This window comes from Stieleria maiorica (genome assembly GCF_008035925.1).
Lineage (GTDB): Bacteria > Planctomycetota > Planctomycetia > Pirellulales > Pirellulaceae > Stieleria > Stieleria maiorica.
On record NZ_CP036264.1, the window covers coordinates 814,586 to 834,182 of the forward strand.

At 60.9% G+C, this 19,597-nt stretch carries 14 protein-coding genes; 7 read left to right on the top strand and 7 right to left on the bottom strand.

Annotation, left to right across the window (positions count from 1 at the left end; translation table 11 throughout):
* Positions 1-187 precede the first annotated feature (187 nt).
* Both Mal15_RS02540 and Mal15_RS02545 read left to right on the top strand, forming a co-directional pair.
* Positions 188-1,234, top strand: coding sequence for a hypothetical protein (locus Mal15_RS02540; RefSeq protein ID WP_147866313.1), 1,047 nt, complete (start codon positions 188-190; stop codon positions 1,232-1,234).
* 159 nt (positions 1,235-1,393) lie between these two features.
* Entirely contained in the window at positions 1,394-2,335 is a 942-nt protein-coding gene (locus tag Mal15_RS02545) for a universal stress protein (RefSeq protein WP_147866314.1), read from the top strand.
* A 188-nt stretch (positions 2,336-2,523) separates the two neighbouring features.
* Here Mal15_RS02545 and Mal15_RS02550 read toward each other — a convergent pair whose 3' ends face one another.
* Positions 2,524-3,306 carry a hypothetical protein gene (locus tag Mal15_RS02550; protein WP_147866315.1) on the bottom strand — a complete coding sequence of 261 codons (783 nt, stop codon included), beginning with the start codon at positions 3,304-3,306 and terminating at the stop codon, positions 2,524-2,526.
* 171 nt (positions 3,307-3,477) lie between these two features.
* Here Mal15_RS02550 and Mal15_RS02555 point away from each other — a divergent pair, with 171 nt between their 5' ends.
* On the top strand, positions 3,478-3,732 hold the full coding sequence (locus tag Mal15_RS02555) for a hypothetical protein (protein WP_147866316.1): 255 nt from the start codon (positions 3,478-3,480) through the stop codon (positions 3,730-3,732).
* A 153-nt stretch (positions 3,733-3,885) separates the two neighbouring features.
* Here Mal15_RS02555 and Mal15_RS02560 read toward each other — a convergent pair whose 3' ends face one another.
* The 6 genes from Mal15_RS02560 to Mal15_RS02585 form a co-directional block, all read right to left on the bottom strand.
* Positions 3,886-5,115 (bottom strand): M20 family metallopeptidase, encoded by a 1,230-nt coding sequence (locus Mal15_RS02560; RefSeq protein WP_147866317.1) that lies wholly within the window; start codon positions 5,113-5,115, stop codon positions 3,886-3,888.
* Positions 5,116-6,741 carry a hypothetical protein gene (locus tag Mal15_RS02565; protein WP_147866318.1) on the bottom strand — a complete coding sequence of 542 codons (1,626 nt, stop codon included), beginning with the start codon at positions 6,739-6,741 and terminating at the stop codon, positions 5,116-5,118.
* A 39-nt stretch (positions 6,742-6,780) separates the two neighbouring features.
* The gene (locus Mal15_RS02570) at positions 6,781-7,668 is read right to left on the bottom strand and encodes a type III pantothenate kinase (RefSeq protein WP_167546600.1); all 888 of its coding nucleotides are present in this window, start codon (positions 7,666-7,668) and stop codon (positions 6,781-6,783) included.
* Positions 7,665-8,828 (bottom strand): GTPase ObgE, encoded by a 1,164-nt coding sequence (gene obgE, locus Mal15_RS02575; RefSeq protein ID WP_147866320.1) that lies wholly within the window; start codon positions 8,826-8,828, stop codon positions 7,665-7,667. The genes Mal15_RS02570 and obgE overlap by 4 nt, the downstream gene beginning before the upstream one ends.
* A 34-nt stretch (positions 8,829-8,862) precedes the next feature.
* The gene (locus tag Mal15_RS02580) at positions 8,863-9,420 is read right to left on the bottom strand and encodes a DinB family protein (RefSeq protein ID WP_147866321.1); all 558 of its coding nucleotides are present in this window, start codon (positions 9,418-9,420) and stop codon (positions 8,863-8,865) included.
* A 71-nt stretch (positions 9,421-9,491) separates the two neighbouring features.
* Positions 9,492-10,706: a DUF1559 family PulG-like putative transporter gene (locus Mal15_RS02585; RefSeq protein ID WP_147866322.1), complete on the bottom strand. Its 1,215-nt coding sequence runs from the start codon at positions 10,704-10,706 to the stop codon at positions 9,492-9,494.
* A 244-nt stretch (positions 10,707-10,950) separates the two neighbouring features.
* Here Mal15_RS02585 and Mal15_RS02590 point away from each other — a divergent pair, with 244 nt between their 5' ends.
* The 4 genes from Mal15_RS02590 to Mal15_RS02605 all read left to right on the top strand — a co-directional run bounded on the left by Mal15_RS02590 (position 10,951) and on the right by Mal15_RS02605 (position 19,512).
* The gene (locus Mal15_RS02590; protein ID WP_147866323.1) at positions 10,951-12,240 is read left to right on the top strand and encodes a phenylacetate--CoA ligase family protein; all 1,290 of its coding nucleotides are present in this window, start codon (positions 10,951-10,953) and stop codon (positions 12,238-12,240) included.
* A 669-nt stretch (positions 12,241-12,909) separates the two neighbouring features.
* A complete protein-coding gene (locus Mal15_RS02595; RefSeq protein ID WP_147866324.1) occupies positions 12,910-13,458 on the top strand; it encodes a Uma2 family endonuclease in 549 nt (182 codons plus the stop codon).
* A gap of 115 nt (positions 13,459-13,573) precedes the next feature.
* Positions 13,574-18,916, top strand: coding sequence for a serine/threonine protein kinase (locus Mal15_RS02600; protein WP_167546601.1), 5,343 nt, complete (start codon positions 13,574-13,576; stop codon positions 18,914-18,916).
* On the top strand, positions 18,913-19,512 hold the full coding sequence (locus Mal15_RS02605) for a sigma-70 family RNA polymerase sigma factor (protein ID WP_147866326.1): 600 nt from the start codon (positions 18,913-18,915) through the stop codon (positions 19,510-19,512). The genes Mal15_RS02600 and Mal15_RS02605 overlap by 4 nt, the downstream gene beginning before the upstream one ends.
* Positions 19,513-19,597 lie beyond the last annotated feature (85 nt).

The following is a 19,597-nucleotide window of genomic DNA, read 5'->3' on the forward strand; positions in this document are numbered from 1 at the left end:
GTGATCGGGTGCTGCGTTTGATCCACGCTCCGATTGCACCAGTTGCGGAAGCGTTGCCGGTGGTTGCCCGGGTGATATTGTTGATTGCGACGGGATATCGAAACACAATCCGAATCGGTGGGACCGATTCGTCAAGACAACGGAATGATTCCGATGACGCAACAGACGATCACCGGAGATTTCTCAAATGGATGCTTTCTTCAAACGATGCGTTGTCACCGCAGCCTTGCTGATCACGACGCACACTCTGGGCAGTGTGGATGCCCCGGCGGACGCCCCCAAAATCCAATTCGACATGCCCGCCGTTGTCGTGGCCCAGGACACTTCGTTGCCGGGGCAGGCCACCGGATTGCCGAGACAGGGGCGCGAGGTTTCGGTCCAGCTGGTGCTTTCATCACTGATCGCCGGCCGAGTCGGCGTGGCGTCGCAAGACGCACCGCCGATCGACCATCTGTTGGTCCGTTGCCGAATGCGCGACCGATTGCCGGTGATCGATTTCGCGCCGAAAACGGAACTGCAATCCGATTTCGCCGGTCCGATTTCGGTGACCAACAAAGACGAACAATCCGATTCGATCGGGCTGAACCTTGACGGCGTGGTGCCCCACGTGGGCGCCGCCCATTTCGGTGCCGACGAATCACGCAAGCGATCCGATTCGACAGAGTTCCAGCGTCAGGCGCCGGTGCAAGCGGTGATCGCCTCGGGCACGATCGATCGCGGACGCGGCGTGTACTTCAAATTCCGCTGGACCACCCAGCAAGTACTCGAGGGTGAAAAGCTGTTTCGTGTCTCGTTTGCCGTGCCCGAATCCTGGCGCGGAGGGCTGTTGGAAGTCAGCATCACGGCGCACGGGGTGGATCATTCGCTGTTCGGTTCGTCCAAGCTACGCCCCCGCGCACAGCAAGACTTTGTCGTCGCCGTGCATCAACAAGGCGATCTTCAGGCGGCCGACATCGCGTTGCGGTTGGCACACTTGGACCGAAAGCTGGCCGCGTTCGCACGACAACATCCCAAGTCAGGATCCAATCCGATTTCCCAACTGTGGCGCCGCGTCGTCCCACCGGACGCCGACGAACCGTCCGAATCGCAGTGGTACCAGGGCATCACCAGCAACCGGCTGGACCCGTACACCGATCAACAGATCCGCTCGCTGCCGATGCAGGTGCGGGTTGCGGTGCTGGGATACAGCAACGCGGCGCGCGAATTGTTGGAACTTGGGCAGGAAGGTTCCTGAGACGCGTTGCTCGCGCTCCATCGCAACGGGATTCGCGTTAGAATCAACCACCAAGTGGGAGAGGCATCCAGGACCGTCATCGACACTCCGCCAGACGGCCTGGATGCCTCTCCCACTTTTTGTCTCTCGTTGATTTCCCCCACCACGCGACAACCATTCATGTCTGATTCGGAGCCGAACGAAGTCGACCGCGGGGTCGACGAGTCCATGCGGATGTTCGAGAAATCGAAAGTCGGCGACGCACCCGCACTTGAACCGATCAAACCTTCCCGCATCTTGTTGGTCTTGGACGGATCAGCCCAAGACCAGGCGGGCGTGGCCGCGGCTGGCTACTTGCGCGAAACCTTCAACGTGGAAACGCTGGTTCTGGATGCCCGCCAATCACCCCAAGGCGACCTGACCGCTGCGGTGATCGAATCGGTCTCCGGTGCGCGTCCGATCCAACGCGGCGACGGCGATTCCTATGACATGATCCTGGCGGCACTTCGGACGCATGCGGTCGATCTGCTGATCGTGCCCTGCCCCTTCGGACGCGACTTTGAAAAGGTCGGCACCGACAGCGCCGGCACCGTCATCGACGTGTTACTGACGCGCTGTCCCCGTCCGATGTTGGTCATTCGACGCGACGATCAAAGGCTGGAACAATGCGTCCATCAGGTTTCCGTCGTCGTGGGTGCCGAATGCGACGTCGAATCCAAAGCCGCCGCGTGGGCCTTTGGTCTGTCGGCCGATGACGCCACGGTTACACTGGATTTGGTGGTCGAAAAGGAGCAATACGAGAATATTAAATCGATCGTCGAAGCGCTTTCCGACGGCGCGACGCTGGACCCCGAGTCGTTTTCCGAGGCGTTGACCAAGACGCATCATTCGATCCACGGGGCGATGGCCAAGACGGCGACCAAGCTGGGACGCAGCTATCATTTGCGCCCGCTGGCCGGTGAGGTCGCGCCGCCGAATCCCTTGCAAAACCGCGACAAGACCCTGTTGGTCCTGCCGCTGGAAGTGGACGATCGCTTCGGCCAGGGGTTCGCCCAAGATCGCATCCGACGCAGCCCCCATCCCGTCCTGGTCGTCCCCAGCCACGTCGAGCGTGAAGAGTGATTCCTTGGTGTCTAGCCTTTCGTGAGCCGCACGGCATGCCAATGCCAGCCCGACGCGTGAGCGAGGGGCACACGATGCCCCTCGCTTACGCGTCGGGCTAGCATGATCACGTCGGGCTAGCACGATCACATTGAATTTGGCACTTCAAACAGAGAGGCGGTCCATCATCAGGGAAGGGCCGTCGTACGCTACCGATACACCGAGAACGACGGCACGGTGGCGATGACCGCCCCGGTGGTGGTCGGCATCGGCGTGGTCAGGGAGTTGTTGGGTTGCAGCACATTGGTCCGCATCCCGGATTGGGTGGAACTCCGCAGTGGCGGTTCGCTGGTCGATCGGCCGACGGTGTTGGATGCGATCGCCGTGACAGGCTGGGTGGCGTAGGTTCCGTCGGTGGTCGTCGAAATCGGCTGCAGCCGTGCCGCGATTTCCGGAGCGACGTTGGAGCCCACTCTGGGTTGCGGCATCGCGCGGGCGACGAGTTCCAGCCCCTTTTGTTCGGTGGTTTCGTAGCGGACGGTCCGCTTGGGGACGTCGACGGTCCGCGTTTCGGCAACCCAGCGGGTCTGCGTGGTGGCGCGATTGACGACTTCGCTGCGTGCCTCCCAGCGGGTTTCGGGGACCTGACGATAAGCCACGGTCGGCTGGCGGAAGGGATTCCAGCGGCCTTCCACGTAGGGCATCCAGCGCATCTGGGTGACTGGCGAGTAGCTGGTGCGAACCTCTGGACGGATTTCGGTGACGGTTTCCGGGCGATGAACCACGGTCTGTTGCTTTTCGATACGGTCCTCGTACACCGGCCGCGTGGTCCGTTGAGTGACGGTACGATAAATATCGCCGGTCACCGGGTCCCGCTGCAGGTCACCGCTGGGGGCTTGCGCCCCGGCTCCGCCGGAAATGGCGATCGCGCCTGCCGCGACGAACAAGGTGGCTGCTGTCTTGCGTAACAATTCCGTTTTGCGAACGTTCATGCTCGTTAACTCCCCGCCCCAGGCATTCCATGCCCGGCGTGAATGGTTCAACCTGATGAGAAAGGGCCGGCGACCCCGGCTCAGCCATTTGACTGCCCGGGCGCCACCTTCCCAAAAATCGGTTTTGATCCCCGCCAACTCGAACAATACCCACGCCGGAACCCCAAAAAGATGCTCGATGAAAAGCTGTTGTCGTTGATCCAGTGCCCGATTTCGGGGCAATCCCTGCAGATTTCGCCCGCCGCGGTGATCGCCGATTTGAACGAAAAAATTGCCCGCCGGCAGGTCCGCGACGCCTCTGACCAGCTGGTCGAAAGTGCACTGGACCAAGGCCTTACCACCGCAGACGGTGCGCGTTTGTACCCTGTCCGCGGCGGGATCCCCACGCTAATCGCCGACGCCGCGATCGAGCTGGAACAGGGCTGAGGGAAGTAGAGGGGCATACACAATTGCCTCGTTCCGAGGCTCCGCCTTGGAACGCGCTGCAGGTATGGCTCCCGCCACACACACCGCGTGCGACCGGAGGCGGAGCCTCTGGGAATCTCCGTTCCCGGGCGGAGCCCGGGAACGAGGCACGCGTCAGCCACCCGTGCACCAGAACCGTAGCGCTTTCTCGTAGCAATCGATGCCGCGTTGCAGTTGATCGATCGCAATCCACTCGTCGACCGTGTGTGCTTGGGCGATGCTGCCGGGGCCGATCACGACGCGCCGCGACAATTCCCCCAGGACTCCGCCGTCGGTCGCGTAGCAAACGGTTTGGGACCGCGTGCCGGCGATCGTTTGCAGCGTCGACACGAAATCGCAATCCGGATCGGTCCACATCGGGTCGCAGCCGGGGATCGGCGTCAGCGTCAATCCCAACTGCCCTGCAGTCGCTTCCGCCTCGGCGATCAATACCGTGTGATCCACCTGGGGCATCGTGCGAAGGCTGACCCACGCATCGGAGCGCTGCGGGGTGATGTTGACCACGTTGCTGTGATCACTGACACCGAAATTCCACGACAGCACCGGTGGGTCAAAACGATCGTCTTGCAACGAAGTGTCCTCGCGCGTCCGCCGGCAGAGTTCCAACAGCTTGACCAGCATCGGGACCATCGCTTCGTTGGCGTTGACACCGTAGTTGGTCGCGCTATGCCCGGCACGGCCTTGGCTGTGAACGGTGAAGCCCTGGATCCCTTTATGGGCGTAAACGACATTCATTTCGGTCGGTTCGCCGATGATCGAGACGGGATCGGCGCGGACCAAGTCGCGGTAGCCGTCGCAGTGATCGACCAGGTGTTTGGCGCCGCTAAATCCGACCTCTTCATCAGCGGTGCAAACGATCCAGATCGGCGCCGTTTGCCGGTCGGCGTCCAGTCGCGCGACGGCGGATAGCATCGCCGCCAAGGAACCCTTCATGTCGCAAGCACCGCGGCCGTAAATACGATCCTCGGTCACCACGGCATGAAACGGCCCCGGTGCGGCAGCGTTGGCGGCGTCATTCGCATTTGCCGGAGCACCGATCCACTTTTTGGCCGGCACGACATCGGTGTGGCAAAAGTAAGCGAGCCCCAGCGGTGCATCGGACGGGGGCGTCGCTCGCGTCGGTTTTCGGACCGCCACCAAATTCGCCTTGGCCACTCCACGCTCATCGCGATATTCGCTCGGCCAAAGCGTGAATCCCATTTGGGAAAGTAGGGCCGCGCACCAGTCGGTGATTTCGACGTTGCTTTTTGCGCTGACCGAAGGGAATGAAATGAGTTTCGCCAGCGTGTCGATGGCCGACGCAAGGGTGCCATCAAGAACTGGAACTTCGATCGGGTGTGGCATCTATTTTGGGAAGAGTTCTTTTGCGACTTGCTGCAGTATTGCCGTGTCAACTTGCTCGAGTTCGCCGTCGATGGACGCGAGCACGTCAAAGGTGTCATCACGGTATTCGGCGCGCCATTTTGGATGGATCAGACGATACAGCGCTTGACCGGCGATTGCGTCGGGACGTTCGGGGGAAAGTGCGAAAGAAGTGATCTTTTCGGTCAACCGCGGCGGCATCTCGTCGACGGTGAAGGAGCGCGTTCGCTTGTTGAACTGAATCGTCAGATCCTCAGGAGACACTTCGACGACGATCACCGGAACCCCCTCGACATAGTCGAACGTGCCGCCGGTGTTGAGTGTCGCCAACCCGCGTCCGATCGCACCGCGATAGAAACTGGCCAGATCGGCGATGTCATAAAGCGAACTGGCGCGTTTGGATTGCTGGGCATTGAGCTTCAGTTTCAACAACGCCTCGGCGGCCGGTTTCATTTGATCCCAATCGGCCGCACGAATCAGTTGCTCCACTGCTTCGATTTTTTCCTGATTGGCGGCAATGTTGGCCGGAGTCATTGGGTCGGTCGCTTCGGCCGGCGCCGGTTGGGCAGGCATCGGCGACGGAGAGTCTGGCATCCCGGCCGGCGGGATCGGGCTGGGCGACGTCAAATCGCCTGGCACTTGATCGGACGGCATCGCGTCGGGTTGCGAATTGGAATCGCTCGGTACGCGACCGTCATCGGCCGGGATGCCGTCGTTGGGGCGGCGCAGCGATTCGGCGATCCCGCTGGCAGCCACGTCTCCGAGCACGCCGTCGCTCGCTGGGGCAGCCGGCCGGGGCGGTTCCGGTTCAGGATCCGCATTGCCGATCACAATTCCGCCGCCGTCATCGCCCGGCGGCCGTACGGCGATCTGCCCGCCCTGGGTCAGAAATTGAAGCAAGCCGACGATGGCTCCCAGCATCACGATCACGAACAGCGCGAACAGGAACACCCCGGTCTTCTTTCGACGACGCTTCGTTTTCTGCTTCTTCGGAGGCGTCCAAGCGATCGGCGCGTTTCCCGCCGTGGCAACCGAAGCGGGCGTTGGCTGAGCGGGTTGGGCTGGTGTGTCCGTCGCTGGCGTGCCCGTCGCCGGCGCGCCCAGCGGTGGCGTGCCCAATACCGAGGCCGGCGTGGCGGGTTGGCTGACGTTTGCAGCACTGTTGGAGGTTGTCTGTGCGGGTGCCGATAGCCCCGGCGGCATTCCCAGCACGGCCGCGGGGGATGCCGTCGCGGGTTTGGATTTCGGTTTTGCGCTTGGCAACAGCGATGCCAAGGGATCGTCCGGTTCGCTTGTCGCAGTGTTGTCGGTCGTCGCTCCACCGCCGGCCGTGTCATCACCCGCGGCCAGACCGGCGTCCAAGGCACGGCGTTGTTGCGGATCTTCCAACTGTTTTCGCGCCGCTTCGGCCAGCTTGGCCGCCTGTTTCCAAACGGCCGGATCGGCGCTGGAGCGTGATTCCTTCAACGTCTGATAGACGCGTTTGATCGCCGCGGTGATTTTGGCGGTGTCCGGTTCTCCGCTCTTCAGCCCGAACACTTGGTAGGCGTTCGGTTTGCCGGTCGACATGCGGATCGGCAGCAAGTCAGAGAGTTTTGAAGCAGGCATTTCTTCGGTGGGCGGGGAGTCGGTGGACGCGTGGGCACCTTATTTTAGCCCGCTGGGGGCAATCTGACATTGCTGAATTGCCAGATCCAAAATCCCCAAGCAGACCAAATGGGGCACCTGTTGATGTAGGGCCCGCAAATACGGAGAAAGTGTCGCCGCATCTCCACCGCAAAGGACAATTGGTAAACTTTCGACTGCATCGTCGTCGGGGCACGCATACTCCTGGGCCAAACGCTCCACCCCCCCGACGACCGCTGCCAGCACGCCCAATCGAATCGCCTGTTGCGTGTTGGTCGCCGGCATCATCGCTGCGACTTCGGCCGGATCGATGCGCTGGGTCGCTTGTTGCAGTCCTTCCGTGCCGGTCGCCAGGGCCGCGTGTTGCAAACGGATCCCCGGCAGGATCGCTCCACCGACAAATACCGGCCGAGCGTCAGAATCGGGACGGACGCAATCGACCGTCACCGCCGACCCCGCGTCGACCACCACCAACGGTGCCGCAAACCGGGTCGATGCCGCATACGCGCTCAACAATCGATCGATCCCGACCTTTTCGGGTGCATCGACCTTGATGCGCAGCGGGACGTCTTCAAACGTCAGGTTGTGCCATGCCTGTTGTCGGTCGGGAGCCGATTCCGCTGCGGAATCCGCGACGCCCAACACTGCGTCCTTCAGTGGGCGGCTGGCGGCATGGTTGACCGTCGAAACCCACCAGGAGACCGTCGCCTGTCCGGCGTGCTGCCGCACCCAGCGGCAGATCTGCTGGTCCCATCGCGGTTGGTCCAAGGGGAACGATTGATAGCGCACCGGTGCGTCGCCGGCGCTCAGGTCCCCTGCGGCCGTGATCAGCTCGGACACCTTTGCCAGGGCAACTTTAATCGCCGAGTTTCCCACATCGATCGCAGCGATCGTCTCTCGTGGCGTCACGGCATATCCTTCGCCGGGGCATCCGCGGTCGATTCAAAGTCTTTGGCTTGATGGTCATCCGAAAGCTGCGCGGTCGCTCCCCGCAGGTGCGGCGGGACCCTTCGCTTTTCAATCGGTTGTTCCGATTCACGCAGCAACGGAATGTCCTCGCCGGCATCCAGCAGTGCCTTGCGACGTTGTTGCACCTGCGCCATGACCTGTTCGGTGAACTCGGTCAGGCCGGCACCGGTCATGGCACTGATCAGCAAGACTTGGCGGCCGGTTTCTTCGCGCAGTCGCTCGGCGACCTCCGCCGCTTGTGGCAGTTCACTTTTGGTGACGACCAAAATTTCGTCGCGCTCAGCCAGGGCCGCATCGTACTGCGACAACTCGGCGCGAATCGCGCGGTAATTGTCCAGCGGATCGGACTGATCGGTCGGTTCCGGTTCGACCAGATGGACCAGCAAACCGGCGCGTTCAATGTGCCGCAGAAACTCGTGACCGAGTCCCAGCCCGTCACTGGCGCCTTCGATCAGCCCCGGAATGTCGGCCAGGACAAACGACCGCGCTTCATCAAGATCGACGATCCCCAAATTGGGATGTTTGGTCGTGAATGGGTAGTCGGCGATTTCCGGTCGGGCGCTGGTGATCCGGCTGAGCAGGGTGCTCTTTCCCGCGTTGGGTTTGCCGACCAGCCCGACGTCGGCGATCGAACGTAATTCCAGGATCACGATTCGGACTTCACCCTCTTCGCCCTTGGTGAATTCGCGCGGTGCCTGGTTGGTGCTGCTTTTGAAGTGGGCGTTGCCCTTGCCACCCTTGCCGCCTCGGGCGACGACGAACGAATCGCTGTGATGTTTCAGGTCCTTGATCACGAACCCCTGTTCGGCATCGATCACCAGCGTGCCCGGCGGGACGAACAAAGTCTGGTCCTCTGCCTTGCGGCCGTGTCGCATCGCGCCTTGGCCTGGCCGGCCGTTACCCGCCCGAATGAACTTTCGGTTGGCAAACGCGGCCAGGGAATTGACCCCCAATCGGGCTTCCAGGATCAAGCTGGCGCCTTGTCCGCCGTTGCCGCCGTCGGGCCCCCCGCGGGGAATGTATTTTTCCCGGCGCATGCTGGAACACCCGTCCCCGCCTTTTCCGGCGTGAAGTTCAATTTGGACGCGATCGACGAACATCGTTGTTATCGGCGAGAGTGTGAAGATGAATTCATCACTCTAACATGGTGGGGCCGCGCATCGCAGTGACCCCACAGCGGTTTTCGACGATTTCGAAGTGGTGCAGCAGGTGTCCGGCGGTCAGCCAGGCGAGCGAACGCACCGTCACGTGGTACCCGGCGACGGTGCCGGCAGCGTCCCAAGCCCGCGGTGTCAAACGTTGCAGCAGCCCCAGGTTCGCTTTCCGCAGGTCTCCCAATTCGGTGACCAGGGCGGAAAAGTTGCCCAGACCGAAGCGGCTGTCGGCGGAGACGTTTTCGTCCCAATTGGGCAGCGTCGGCTCGCTGCCGTCGGCCAGACACATGATCCGATAGCCGAACATCCGCTCGGCGTTGGCACAGTGTTCAAAGACTTGCCGAATCGTCCATTGATAGGGGCCGTGAACGCGGTCGACCTGTTCGGTGCTGATGCTGCCGGCCAAGTCACAGATCCAGTGCAATTGGCTGCGGAGGGTTTCGATCGCACACCGCCCTTCGACACGCGCGATCAAGTCACGGTGATAATCACTGTCGTACTCCGCGGACTCGGGACGGCGGCTGGCAAGACGACTCATGGTGTTCTCTTTCGGGCGTGCAATTTCAGTGGACGCCCGAAAGTCTAACGCTCTGACCGGCCGACGAGTAGCTATTCGATCGGGCCGTCCGACTTCAAGGAGTGGTAGCTGGCGATCGTCAGCTTGTCGGCTTCCGTTTTCTTGCTGGTCCAAATCACGGTGCCGACGCCGGTCGGCACGTCAAAACCGTTGTTGATGTATTGATCACCGTTGGTGTCGTACAACGCCTGCACCGAACCGTCGGCCATCAAGCAGTTGGCGATGCCGTTGTGCAGCGGCATGATGCCGCGGTAGTCCTGGCGGGTATAAAAGTTCAGCTGCTTGTACCAGCCGGCCGGTCCAGTGCGCGGTACGCCGGCGATGAACTGGGGCGTTTTCAGGTAGTTCGCGTTGGGAGTCTCCGGAGTGCCGTCGCCATCCAAGTCCATTTGCAAGACATTGCCGATCGGTCCGCCCACGATCGGGGTGGTGTAAAGGCCGCCGGCGGGCAGCCGCTCGCCGATCGTCGCACTCAGATATCCTGACGGCGTGGCGTCACAGAGCAGCGGCACGGTGGAAAGCGTCGCCCGCGACCCGTCCAGGTACTGCACCTCCAAGGGCCCCTTGGTCACGTTCCTGCCGCGTGGATCCATGTCGGCACAGGCCGGATTGATCGGCGCGAGATTGCCGTCAGCGGACAGATTGAATTCGGTCCGCAGCATGAACCAAGACGCCGCGTAGTTGGTGTTGTAGCCTTCGTCGATCATCTTTTTGGCCACGAGCGCCGTGCGTGCCGGCGTTTTCGGTGGGATCGCATCATTGGCGATCTTGCGCGCGATGTTGGAGACGACGACGCCGGACGAATCGGTGTACGGTTCGGTGCCGAGCCGAGCGGATTCGTCGAAACAGCTATCGGCGGCAAAGCTGGTCAGCGGCAACGAGACCATTTCCTCGATCACTTTGCTGCTGCGTGCGGTGTTGCTCGGACACAGCATCTCACCGGGCAGGATGCCGCGCGTGACCAGGTCGGAAACCCAGCCCACTTCGGTCGGCACGCCGTCGCGTTTGAAATCAAAACTGCCCGAGCAAAACGCCCCGCCGGGCGTTTGCGTGCTGCGAGCCAGCAGGCCGATCCCGAATTGCCGCAAGTTGGACTGACAGGCAGCCGAGCGGGCCGCTTCACGGGCCTTGCTAAGTGCCGGCATCGCCATCGATGCCAGCAGCCCGATAATGGCGATCACGACCAGAAGTTCGATCAGGGTGAATCCAACTCGCGACTGGGGAGGTCGCATGCGCTGGGTTTTCATGGATCCGGCCTTGCAATGACAGGTGTTTGATTGAGTCCGATGTAGCGGAGAAGTTCGTTGCAAAGGCCTGAAACGACAATGCCAAAACCGTTTTCTCACGTCTTCTTCACGGCTCCTTCACGAATGCGGCGGCCGGATTTCACCAACCCGTCTTCCGGTAAGAATTGCCCCCCTTGCCCCTCCACTGATACGCCGTTGCCCGTCCTGCCCCGAATCGGCGATGGCCCGCTAGAATATCCGGCCCATGAATCCATTACCGACCGAATCCGACATTTCAACGCAGTGGCAGCTCGACCGATCCCAAATCGAAACGCTGCAACTTGAGCGGCTGAATGCCATCTTGGCGACCGCGATCCGAAACAAGTTTTATCGCGATCGATACGCAGACCTGCAGCTCCCGTTGCATTCGCTGGACCAACTGTCTCAGTTGCCGCTGGTGACCAAGTCGGACATGGTCGCGCCGTCGCCAGGGGATCCGGGGCGGATCTTCGCATTGCCACGCGAGCAATACAGCAGGTTTCACCAGACCAGTGGGACCAGCGGTCATCCGATGCCGGTGCTCGATACGCAGCAGGACTGGCAGTGGTGGCTGGATTGTTGGCGACACGTGCTGCATGCCGCCGACATCCGCGCCAGTGACGTCGCCATGATGGCGTTCTCCTTCGGCCCGTTCATCGGATTCTGGACCGCCAGCGACGCATTGGTGGCCGCCGGTGCGTTGGTGATCCCCGGCGGCGGAATGTCCAGCGAGACACGACTGCAAATGATCGTCGAACAACAATGCACCGTTGTCTGCTGCACACCAACCTATGCCTTGCACCTGATCGCCGTTGCCGAAAAACTTGGCATCGATCTGACGCAGACGGCCGTTTCACGATTGATCGTCGCCGGCGAACCCGGTGGCAGCGCTCCGGCGATTCGGTCCCGCATCCAAGCCGGTTGGAACGCGACCGTAATCGACCACAGCGGCGCAAGCGAAATCGGGGCGTGGGGATTTGGCAGCCGGGACGGATCGGGGCTGCACGTGATCGAAACCGAATTCATCGCCCAGCGGTTGTGCTTCGATGATGATCATCCAGACGGCAGACCAGCAGCCGATGGCGAAGAAGCGGAGCTGGTTCTGACCGGACTCGGCCGCCACGGTGGACCCGCGATTCGCTATCGCACCGGCGATATCGTGCGAGGATTTCAACAACACGATCACCCCTGTCGCTTCTTGTTTCTCGATGGCGGGGTGCTCGGCCGCAGCGACGACATGATGGTCGTCCGCGGTGTCAACGTCTTCCCCAGCAGCATCGAATCGATCGTCCGACAGCTAAACCCGACCGCCGAGTTTCGTATGATCGTGACCAAGCAGGGCGAAATGGATTCGCTGGCCGTGGAGGCCGAATTGAGTGAATCCGACTGCCGACAGCTCGCCGAGTTGTTTCAAAAGCGTTTGGCGATGCGTGTCGCGGTGACTCCCGTCCCCGCCGAATCATTGCCGCGTTTCCAAGCCAAGGCAAAACGCATGGTCGATCAGCGGCCGAAATGAGCAAGCCGATACGCTCATCGAGAACACCACGGGTGAATTGACGATGCACCGACACCCCCGATTGACACGCAGAGGGTTTGGCGTCATTTCGCCAGATTCGCATTGACCCTGGCGTCGGTTCGCCGTACCATCGCTTGACTTGATTGGACCAACGGTCCCCCCGAGCAAAAAAAAACGCACGACGCCCGAAAGCGTCGTGCGATGCTGGATTTCCAACAAGTGCCCCTTTTGGCATCCGGCATTTGGAATGAGGTCTCAGTCATTTTCGGTCACTTTTGCCCCAAGTGATCGTTTGGCTGAGGCCTTTTTTCTTACTCCTTCTGGATGCTATGGACACCCAGAAATCGCTGCCATATCAGTTGGCAAGAAAAACGAGATTTTGTTGAAATCCCCGTGTTTTGCGGCCCTTTAGCGAGGGGTTGGCATACTTCTTGCTGGGGTGTTTTGTGGTTTTTTGCAGCCCTTTTGGGGGTCGTCATCGGGCTCTCTGGTCAGTTCACCCCTTGACAGTCGTTTTGAACGCGCCGGGCCGCTTTGGACTTCGGGGCCGCGAGTGCTGTGTTTCAAAACGCTGTGTTTCAATTGGAACACAGCACTAGAATGAAGGAAGTGCGCACTGCCGGGTTGCTTGCCGGTCCAATGCACCCCACCAGTCCGTGAGCTTGCCCCATGTCGATCGACCCCCACCCGTTTCCAACCTACACGGCCGAAGACTACGCGGCCTGGAAAGGTGACTGGGAACTCTGGGACGGCGTGCCGATCGCGATGTCGCCGAGTCCATTTGGACGTCATCAGTCGGTCGTTGCGAAGACCGTCACGCACCTGACACTCGCCCTGGAGGCGAGCGACTGTCACGCGACCGTCGTCTCGGAATTGGACTGGATTGTTCGCTCCGATACGGTCGTACGACCCGATGTGATGCTGATCTGTGGCGATCCACCCGATACCCATCAACGCGCGACACCCGCGCTGGTGGTAGAGGTTCTCTCCCCGTCGACCCAGGCGAATGATCGGGGGTTTAAACGGACGCTGTACCGGGAACAAGGCGTGGCGACTTATTTGATCGTTGATCCGATCCAAGAGACCGTCGAATCGATTCACATGGACGCTCCCGGCGCGGCGTCGACCGTCGTGTCGTCCATGAAATTGACGGTGTGCGATCACTGCGAGATCGACATCGACGCAGCGCGTTTTTTCCCAAAACGCCGTCCGGCCTGACCGGACTGCATCTCGTTGCCATTGCTACGCGCGCCAGATTCTCCCCGTTGCGCGGTGCCATGATTCGTCTCTACACCACTAGAGCCTCCGTTTTCTAGTACGATCGATGATTGGTATGACTGAATCGCCACGCCCCACGACCGACGATCCGGGACCGACGATTGATGCGCCGATGGAGGCCGAGATCGCCGAATTGTTGGATCGCTACCTGACCGACCGTCAACGCGGTGTCGCGCCACCTCGCGACCAATGGCTGGCCGAGCATCCCGAACACGCCCAACGTCTGGCCGAATGCCTGGACGCGGCGGAATTGTTCGGCCGTGCCGAGACCGACGGATTTGATCTGCCGCCCGAGTCAGGTTTTCCCGAGCCGGGGCTTCCCGAGTCGATCGGTGATTACGAAATCCTTTCCGAACTCGGTCGCGGCGGCATGGGCGTGGTTTATGAAGCCCGCGAAAAATCGCTCGATCGGATCGTCGCACTGAAAGTCATGCGATTCGGAATCGTCGACCCCAGCGCGCTGGACCGATTCCGCCGCGAGGCCGAAACGGCCGGTGCGTTGCATCACACCAACATCGTTCCGGTTTACGCGACCGGACGCGAAGGCGACACCAGTTGGTACGCGATGCAACGCATCGAAGGCGAGAGTTTGGCCGCGCGCATCCTACGCACCCGGCGGGCGTCCTCGCAGCCGCAACTCGAAGCGATCCTTGACGTCGGAATCCAAGCCGCCGATGCGCTCTCCCACGCCCATGAACGGGACGTGGTCCACCGTGACGTCAAACCGGCCAATTTGATTTTGGACCATGAAGACCGTGTTTGGTTGACCGATTTCGGATTGGCCCGCCGATTGGTCGACGCCGGCGCGACGATCACCGGTGCGATCCTGGGCACGCCGCGCTACATGAGTCCCGAACAAGCGGACCTGCGCGCGCCCGACGTGGATCATCGCAGCGACATCTACTCCCTCGCCGCGACACTGTACGAGATGGCGACCGGGCGGCCACCGTTTGAGGGCGAGGACCCGCTGGAGTTGATCACCAAGATCCGACACGACGATCCGCCCGGCCTGCGAACGTTGCGTTCCGATCTGCCGCGCGACTTGGAGGTCGTGTTGCAAAAGGCGATGGAAAAAGACGCCCGCCGGCGTTATCAATCCGCCGCCGAGTTTGCCGATGATTTGCGCGCCGTTCGTGACGACCATCCGATTCATGCCCGCCCACTTTCGATCTTGGAAAAAGCGGCGCGTTGGGGCCGCAAGCATCAAACGCGCGTTCGCGTTGCCGCCGCGGCGATGACCGTCACGGCGATGTTGATTGCCGCTCTGCTGTACGGGTTTGATCAGTGGCGACAAAGTCACTTGGGCGCATTTCGCGTTCGCGCCGGCGGTGGACCGTACCAAGCAACCATCGTTCCGGTCGGCCGGTCCGCGTTGTCGGATTCCACGATGGAAGTCACGCTTCCGATGCAGAATTACCGACAGCACACCGCCGGCGATTATCAGATGATGGTTGCTCCGACGGGCCGATGGAGTCGGACGCTCCGGCTGCCGATCACCCGAGGCGCCCCCAGCGACTACCGAATCACCAACCGACCCGCCCGATCCAAAGAGATTTCGATCGGCGACGCGGCGGTCGTGACGGTCTCTGATGAATCGACTCCCGCGATCCTCTGGCGAAGTGACGGTGTCTTAAAACGAGTGGCATGGCAAAGCGATCATCAATGGGAAATCGACGTCCGTTCCATCGACACGACGCTCACCAGCGTCGACGGATCAAACGCCGGCCAAACCGCGACCATCGCCGTCAACTTTGCCGACACGCAACCGTCCGCGAACTTTGATCCCGGGCACCATCACCTGGACGATCACCCGCTGCTGACCCAAGGCGTTGCCGCTCTGCGTACACCGATCGACCTGAACGGCGACCGACGAACCGACACGCTGGTTGCCGCGGGCGACCAACAAGCATTGCTGGCTGTCGACCATCAAGGAAATGTCTTGTGGTCACGGTCCTACGATTTTGCGAATCTGCCCAGCAAGTCGAACTTGCCGGATACGTTCAATCGACGCGCCACACTCCCATTCCCGGGTGTCTTTGCTTTGCAAGACCTCGGCGATCTAGATGATGACGCGATCAGCGATCTGTTTGTCATGTTCGTGCACTATCAAATGGGGATTCAGACGGACGTTTGCTTGGCCGTGCTGAGCGGAAAGACCGGCGACGTGATCGGCCGGCACCATCAGGTTTTCAATCCACCCGCAGGCGGATTCTGGCCGGTCGACGCGATCTTTCATCCGTCCAAACACCAGTATCGATCGTTCAGCGGTCTCTCCTTCAAGGACACCTCCGTGTTTCGCTCGGGCCATCGTCAGTACGGCGATTTCTTTGTGCGACACCAACGCTACGGCACGCCGATACGAATCCCCGTCCCGAGTCCTCCCCGAGTGCGGGTCCACGAAGACTCCCTTCAAGTCGTGCTGATGAACGGGGAGCAATGCCAGATCATCGACTGGGACCAAGGCTTTGTACCCAGCGTCGCGATCAAGTTGCCGTTCATGCCCGCCCACGCTCCACGGATCGCCAACGCAGACGGAGAGACAAGACTGATCTTTCACGACCACAACGATTCACGATCCAAGACGGCGCGATTTCGCGGCACGGCGATCACCGCCTATGACATGAACGGCCGACAACGATGGAGCCGGCAAATGGAACATGTCCAGTGGCAGAATTCGATCGACCGCAATCACGCCGATTGGCCCTATGTCACTGACATCAACGGCGACGGCGCGGACGAAATCGTTGTGCCCCGCAGTCGTTATCGCGACGGCGTTGATTTGGGCGTCCAGTTGCTCGACGCGGCGACCGGCACGCCGGTTTGGACGGATCCGACACCATACTCGGCGCTACAATCCGCCGACGATTGCGTTTCCCGAATCACCGTGGCCGACGACATCAACGAAGACGGCTGGAACGACATCGCCACGGCCGTCATTGCGGGATCGGGGGCGGAGCAAGCTTCGGGAATCGACAACCGTCAAACGGCTTTCATTTATGTCGATTGGATCTCGGGAAAAACCGGCAAGGTTCTCGCTTGGGCAAGGCATCGGATCCCCGTGCTGGGTGACCAAATTCGCGTGGCCCAGATCGACGCGATTCGCAGCGGACTTCCCGGCACCCTGCCAGGGACGATCGAAATTGATTTCGTCACCGGCGACCGCACCTTGGACGTCATGCTCGCGTCCTCGGTCATTCGTTTCCAACCCAGCAGCCCCAGCGCGGTTGCCATCGCCGCGGGGCTGGATGTCTGTCCCAGCCCCACCGATGCGACGTCGCCGCTGCGCGTTTACCGTCGCCGTGGTGGCCCCTTCGGCGTCGCTGAAGATCATCTGGTCCTGTTGCAATCCCAGCGGTCACCGACGATCCGTTTGGGCGAGAACCGATTGTTGGCGTCGTGGGTCGGCGATTCGGGACGACACCTGATCGCGGCGTCGGGTTTTCAACCGACCCGCACCAGCGTCATCGATGCTGATTCTGGACAGACGGTATGGAACAGCGATCGGAACCGCGGCGAAGATGCCGAGTGGATTCCCATCAAGCATGACGACGGAAGCGTTGACTTTTTGGTTCAGGACCAATCCGCAGAGGAAACGCCTGCGCGGCTGATCGACGGCCAAACGGGCACGCAGCGGTGTCGCCTGCAGGGCACGCTGGGCGGCCGAGTCATCTTGGCTCGGTCCCTGCATGATGGAAAATCAATGCTGCTCGTCGGCGATGGTCGACTTGCTCGGCGAACCCCCGCCGGAGCGCCGGGACAACCGGTCAATGCCTTTCAAATGTCGTTGGTCAGCCGAGCCACCGGTGAGATCCGTTGGACGAATCGCTTCCTGTTCGGAGCGGCGCGAATCAACACGCCCGCTGATTATGACCACTTGAAGTTTGGGGACATCAACGGCGACGGCGTCCAAGACATTGTCGGCCCCCACTCGCACGACGAGCAACTGTATCTGGCTGCTTGGGATGGTTCCAACGGCGAGGTGCTTTGGGAACGTTCGGTCTTCCAGCGACCGACACGCAGCGACTATTGGATTCCGTTTGCTTTGGTTGCCATCGATGACCGGACGCACGTCGTCTACTTGGGGCACACTTCAAAGGACGACGCGCTTCGGAAACTGGTGCTCTGTGGACCAGAGGGTGAAATCGTTGACGCAACCGAACCCGACAACGTTGCCTCAATCCCTGTCGTCGATGGCGCGTACGCCAGTCGCTACCTGGCGATCGGCGACGCGACGAACGCGGACGGCATCCCGATGCTTGCGTTCTACCATGAAGTAAACGGAAAAACGCAGTGTGACGTTTTTGATCTTCGCGACAAGCAAATTCAAAGGATTCAGACGTTCAATGAAATGGTGGAAAACCACTACGTGTCCGGCATGTGGCTCATCGATATCGATGGGGATGGTGTCAATGAACGCATCGTGATGGATCGTGTCACGCCGTCACAGAACGAGTCGACGCTGAAGTCCGAGAACCGATCCTCACTGCTTATCCGCTGCTATCCGATGCTGCGGCCCGATCCGCAATTCCAGATCACGATTCCCGACGTCAACGGGCTTCAAGACGTTCACTGGAAATGGGATCACGACGTCCCGGTCAGTTGGCTGCAACTTGATCAGGATCGACTTGTCGCGATCGATTGGTCACGACGGAGTCTCCTGACCGAAACAAATGGTGATCCGGAATCACGCTCGAATGTACCGCTGGTCTGTCTGCATGGTGACACGTACACTCGAATCGCGTCTCCAACACTGGACGGGATCGAGTTTCGGGACCTCCGCCTGGCAGAACCTCAAGAATCCATCGCCGTTGCCACGCACCGAGAAATTGATCCGCGTCGGACGCGTCCCCTGTTTGCCTCGATCGGCGGAAACACCACGCTCGCCGGTTGGGGGCTCCACCTACTTCGTGGCGGGCTGGCGCTGACGGTCTTGGTCATCCTGCCGTTGTGGTATTTGAAAGGGACACTGCAGGAACGACGTTGGAGTCTCGCTTGGTTGCTGCTCGCACCGCTGCTGGTCGGTGTTTGGATGGTGATTTGGCGAAGTCCGTGGTTGCGTGAGCCCGGGCTGGTCTTCAATCTGTTCCACGGCGTCACCGCCTGGATGTGTGGCGCCGCACTACTGATCGCCGTCCGCGACAAGACAGACGGCCGGGGGAACGCGATCCGATTGATTCTTTCAGTTGGCACGCCGGTGGTCTTTCTGGTCCTTGTTGTGTTTGCGTATCTGCAACGCACCGACCCGGATACCCTGCAGCATCGCGTCGATGCAACAGGACTATTGCGCGTCGCGTTGTTTAGCTTCACCATCGTGGTGCAGCTCTACTGGATGCTGCGGATCGCTGCTTCGGCCGTGCGCTGGGTCAGTGGACGGTTGGGGAGGCAAGCGACGGCGTGAACCGCGGGGATGAAAACGCTTCGATCAGCGAAGACTCGTTGCGAGCCACTTGGTCGATCGGTCCGCTTCGGCCGTGGTTGAAGATGCTTGCCGAGCGTCAATTGTCCCCGGCGCTGCGTGGCCGCATCGATCCATCGGATGTCGTCCAGCAAACCTTGGTCGATGCGTGGCGCGGACATCAGAACTTTCGCGGGACGACGCAGGCCGAACGGTTGGCGTGGTTGCGGATGATCCTGAAACGCACCCTGATTCGCTATGACCGGGATCAATTGCGAACGGCCAAGCGGGGCGGCGGACGGGAGCAGCAACTGCAGGCCGCGTTGGACCGCGACAGCATCCGGATCGAGCAACTGGCGATCGACCGGGAACCCGATCCGCGATCACGCGCCGACCGCGCCGAACAAACGCTGCGATTGGCCGCCGCCCTTGAACAACTGCCCAACGACTATCGCAATGTTCTGACGCTGCGGCACATCGACGGACTGTCCCATGACGAAATCGCTCAGCGACTGGGGCGATCCAATGCGGCGACGAGGATGCTGTGGATCCGGGCTCTGGAGAAACTTAAAGCGGTCTATGGTGAGCTGACGGAATAGTGGAAAAGAGAAGCGGGTCAAAAAATTGGGTGGTCAAAAAATGAAGACAGAGCCGCGCGGCCATTTTTTGACCAGCCGTTTTCTT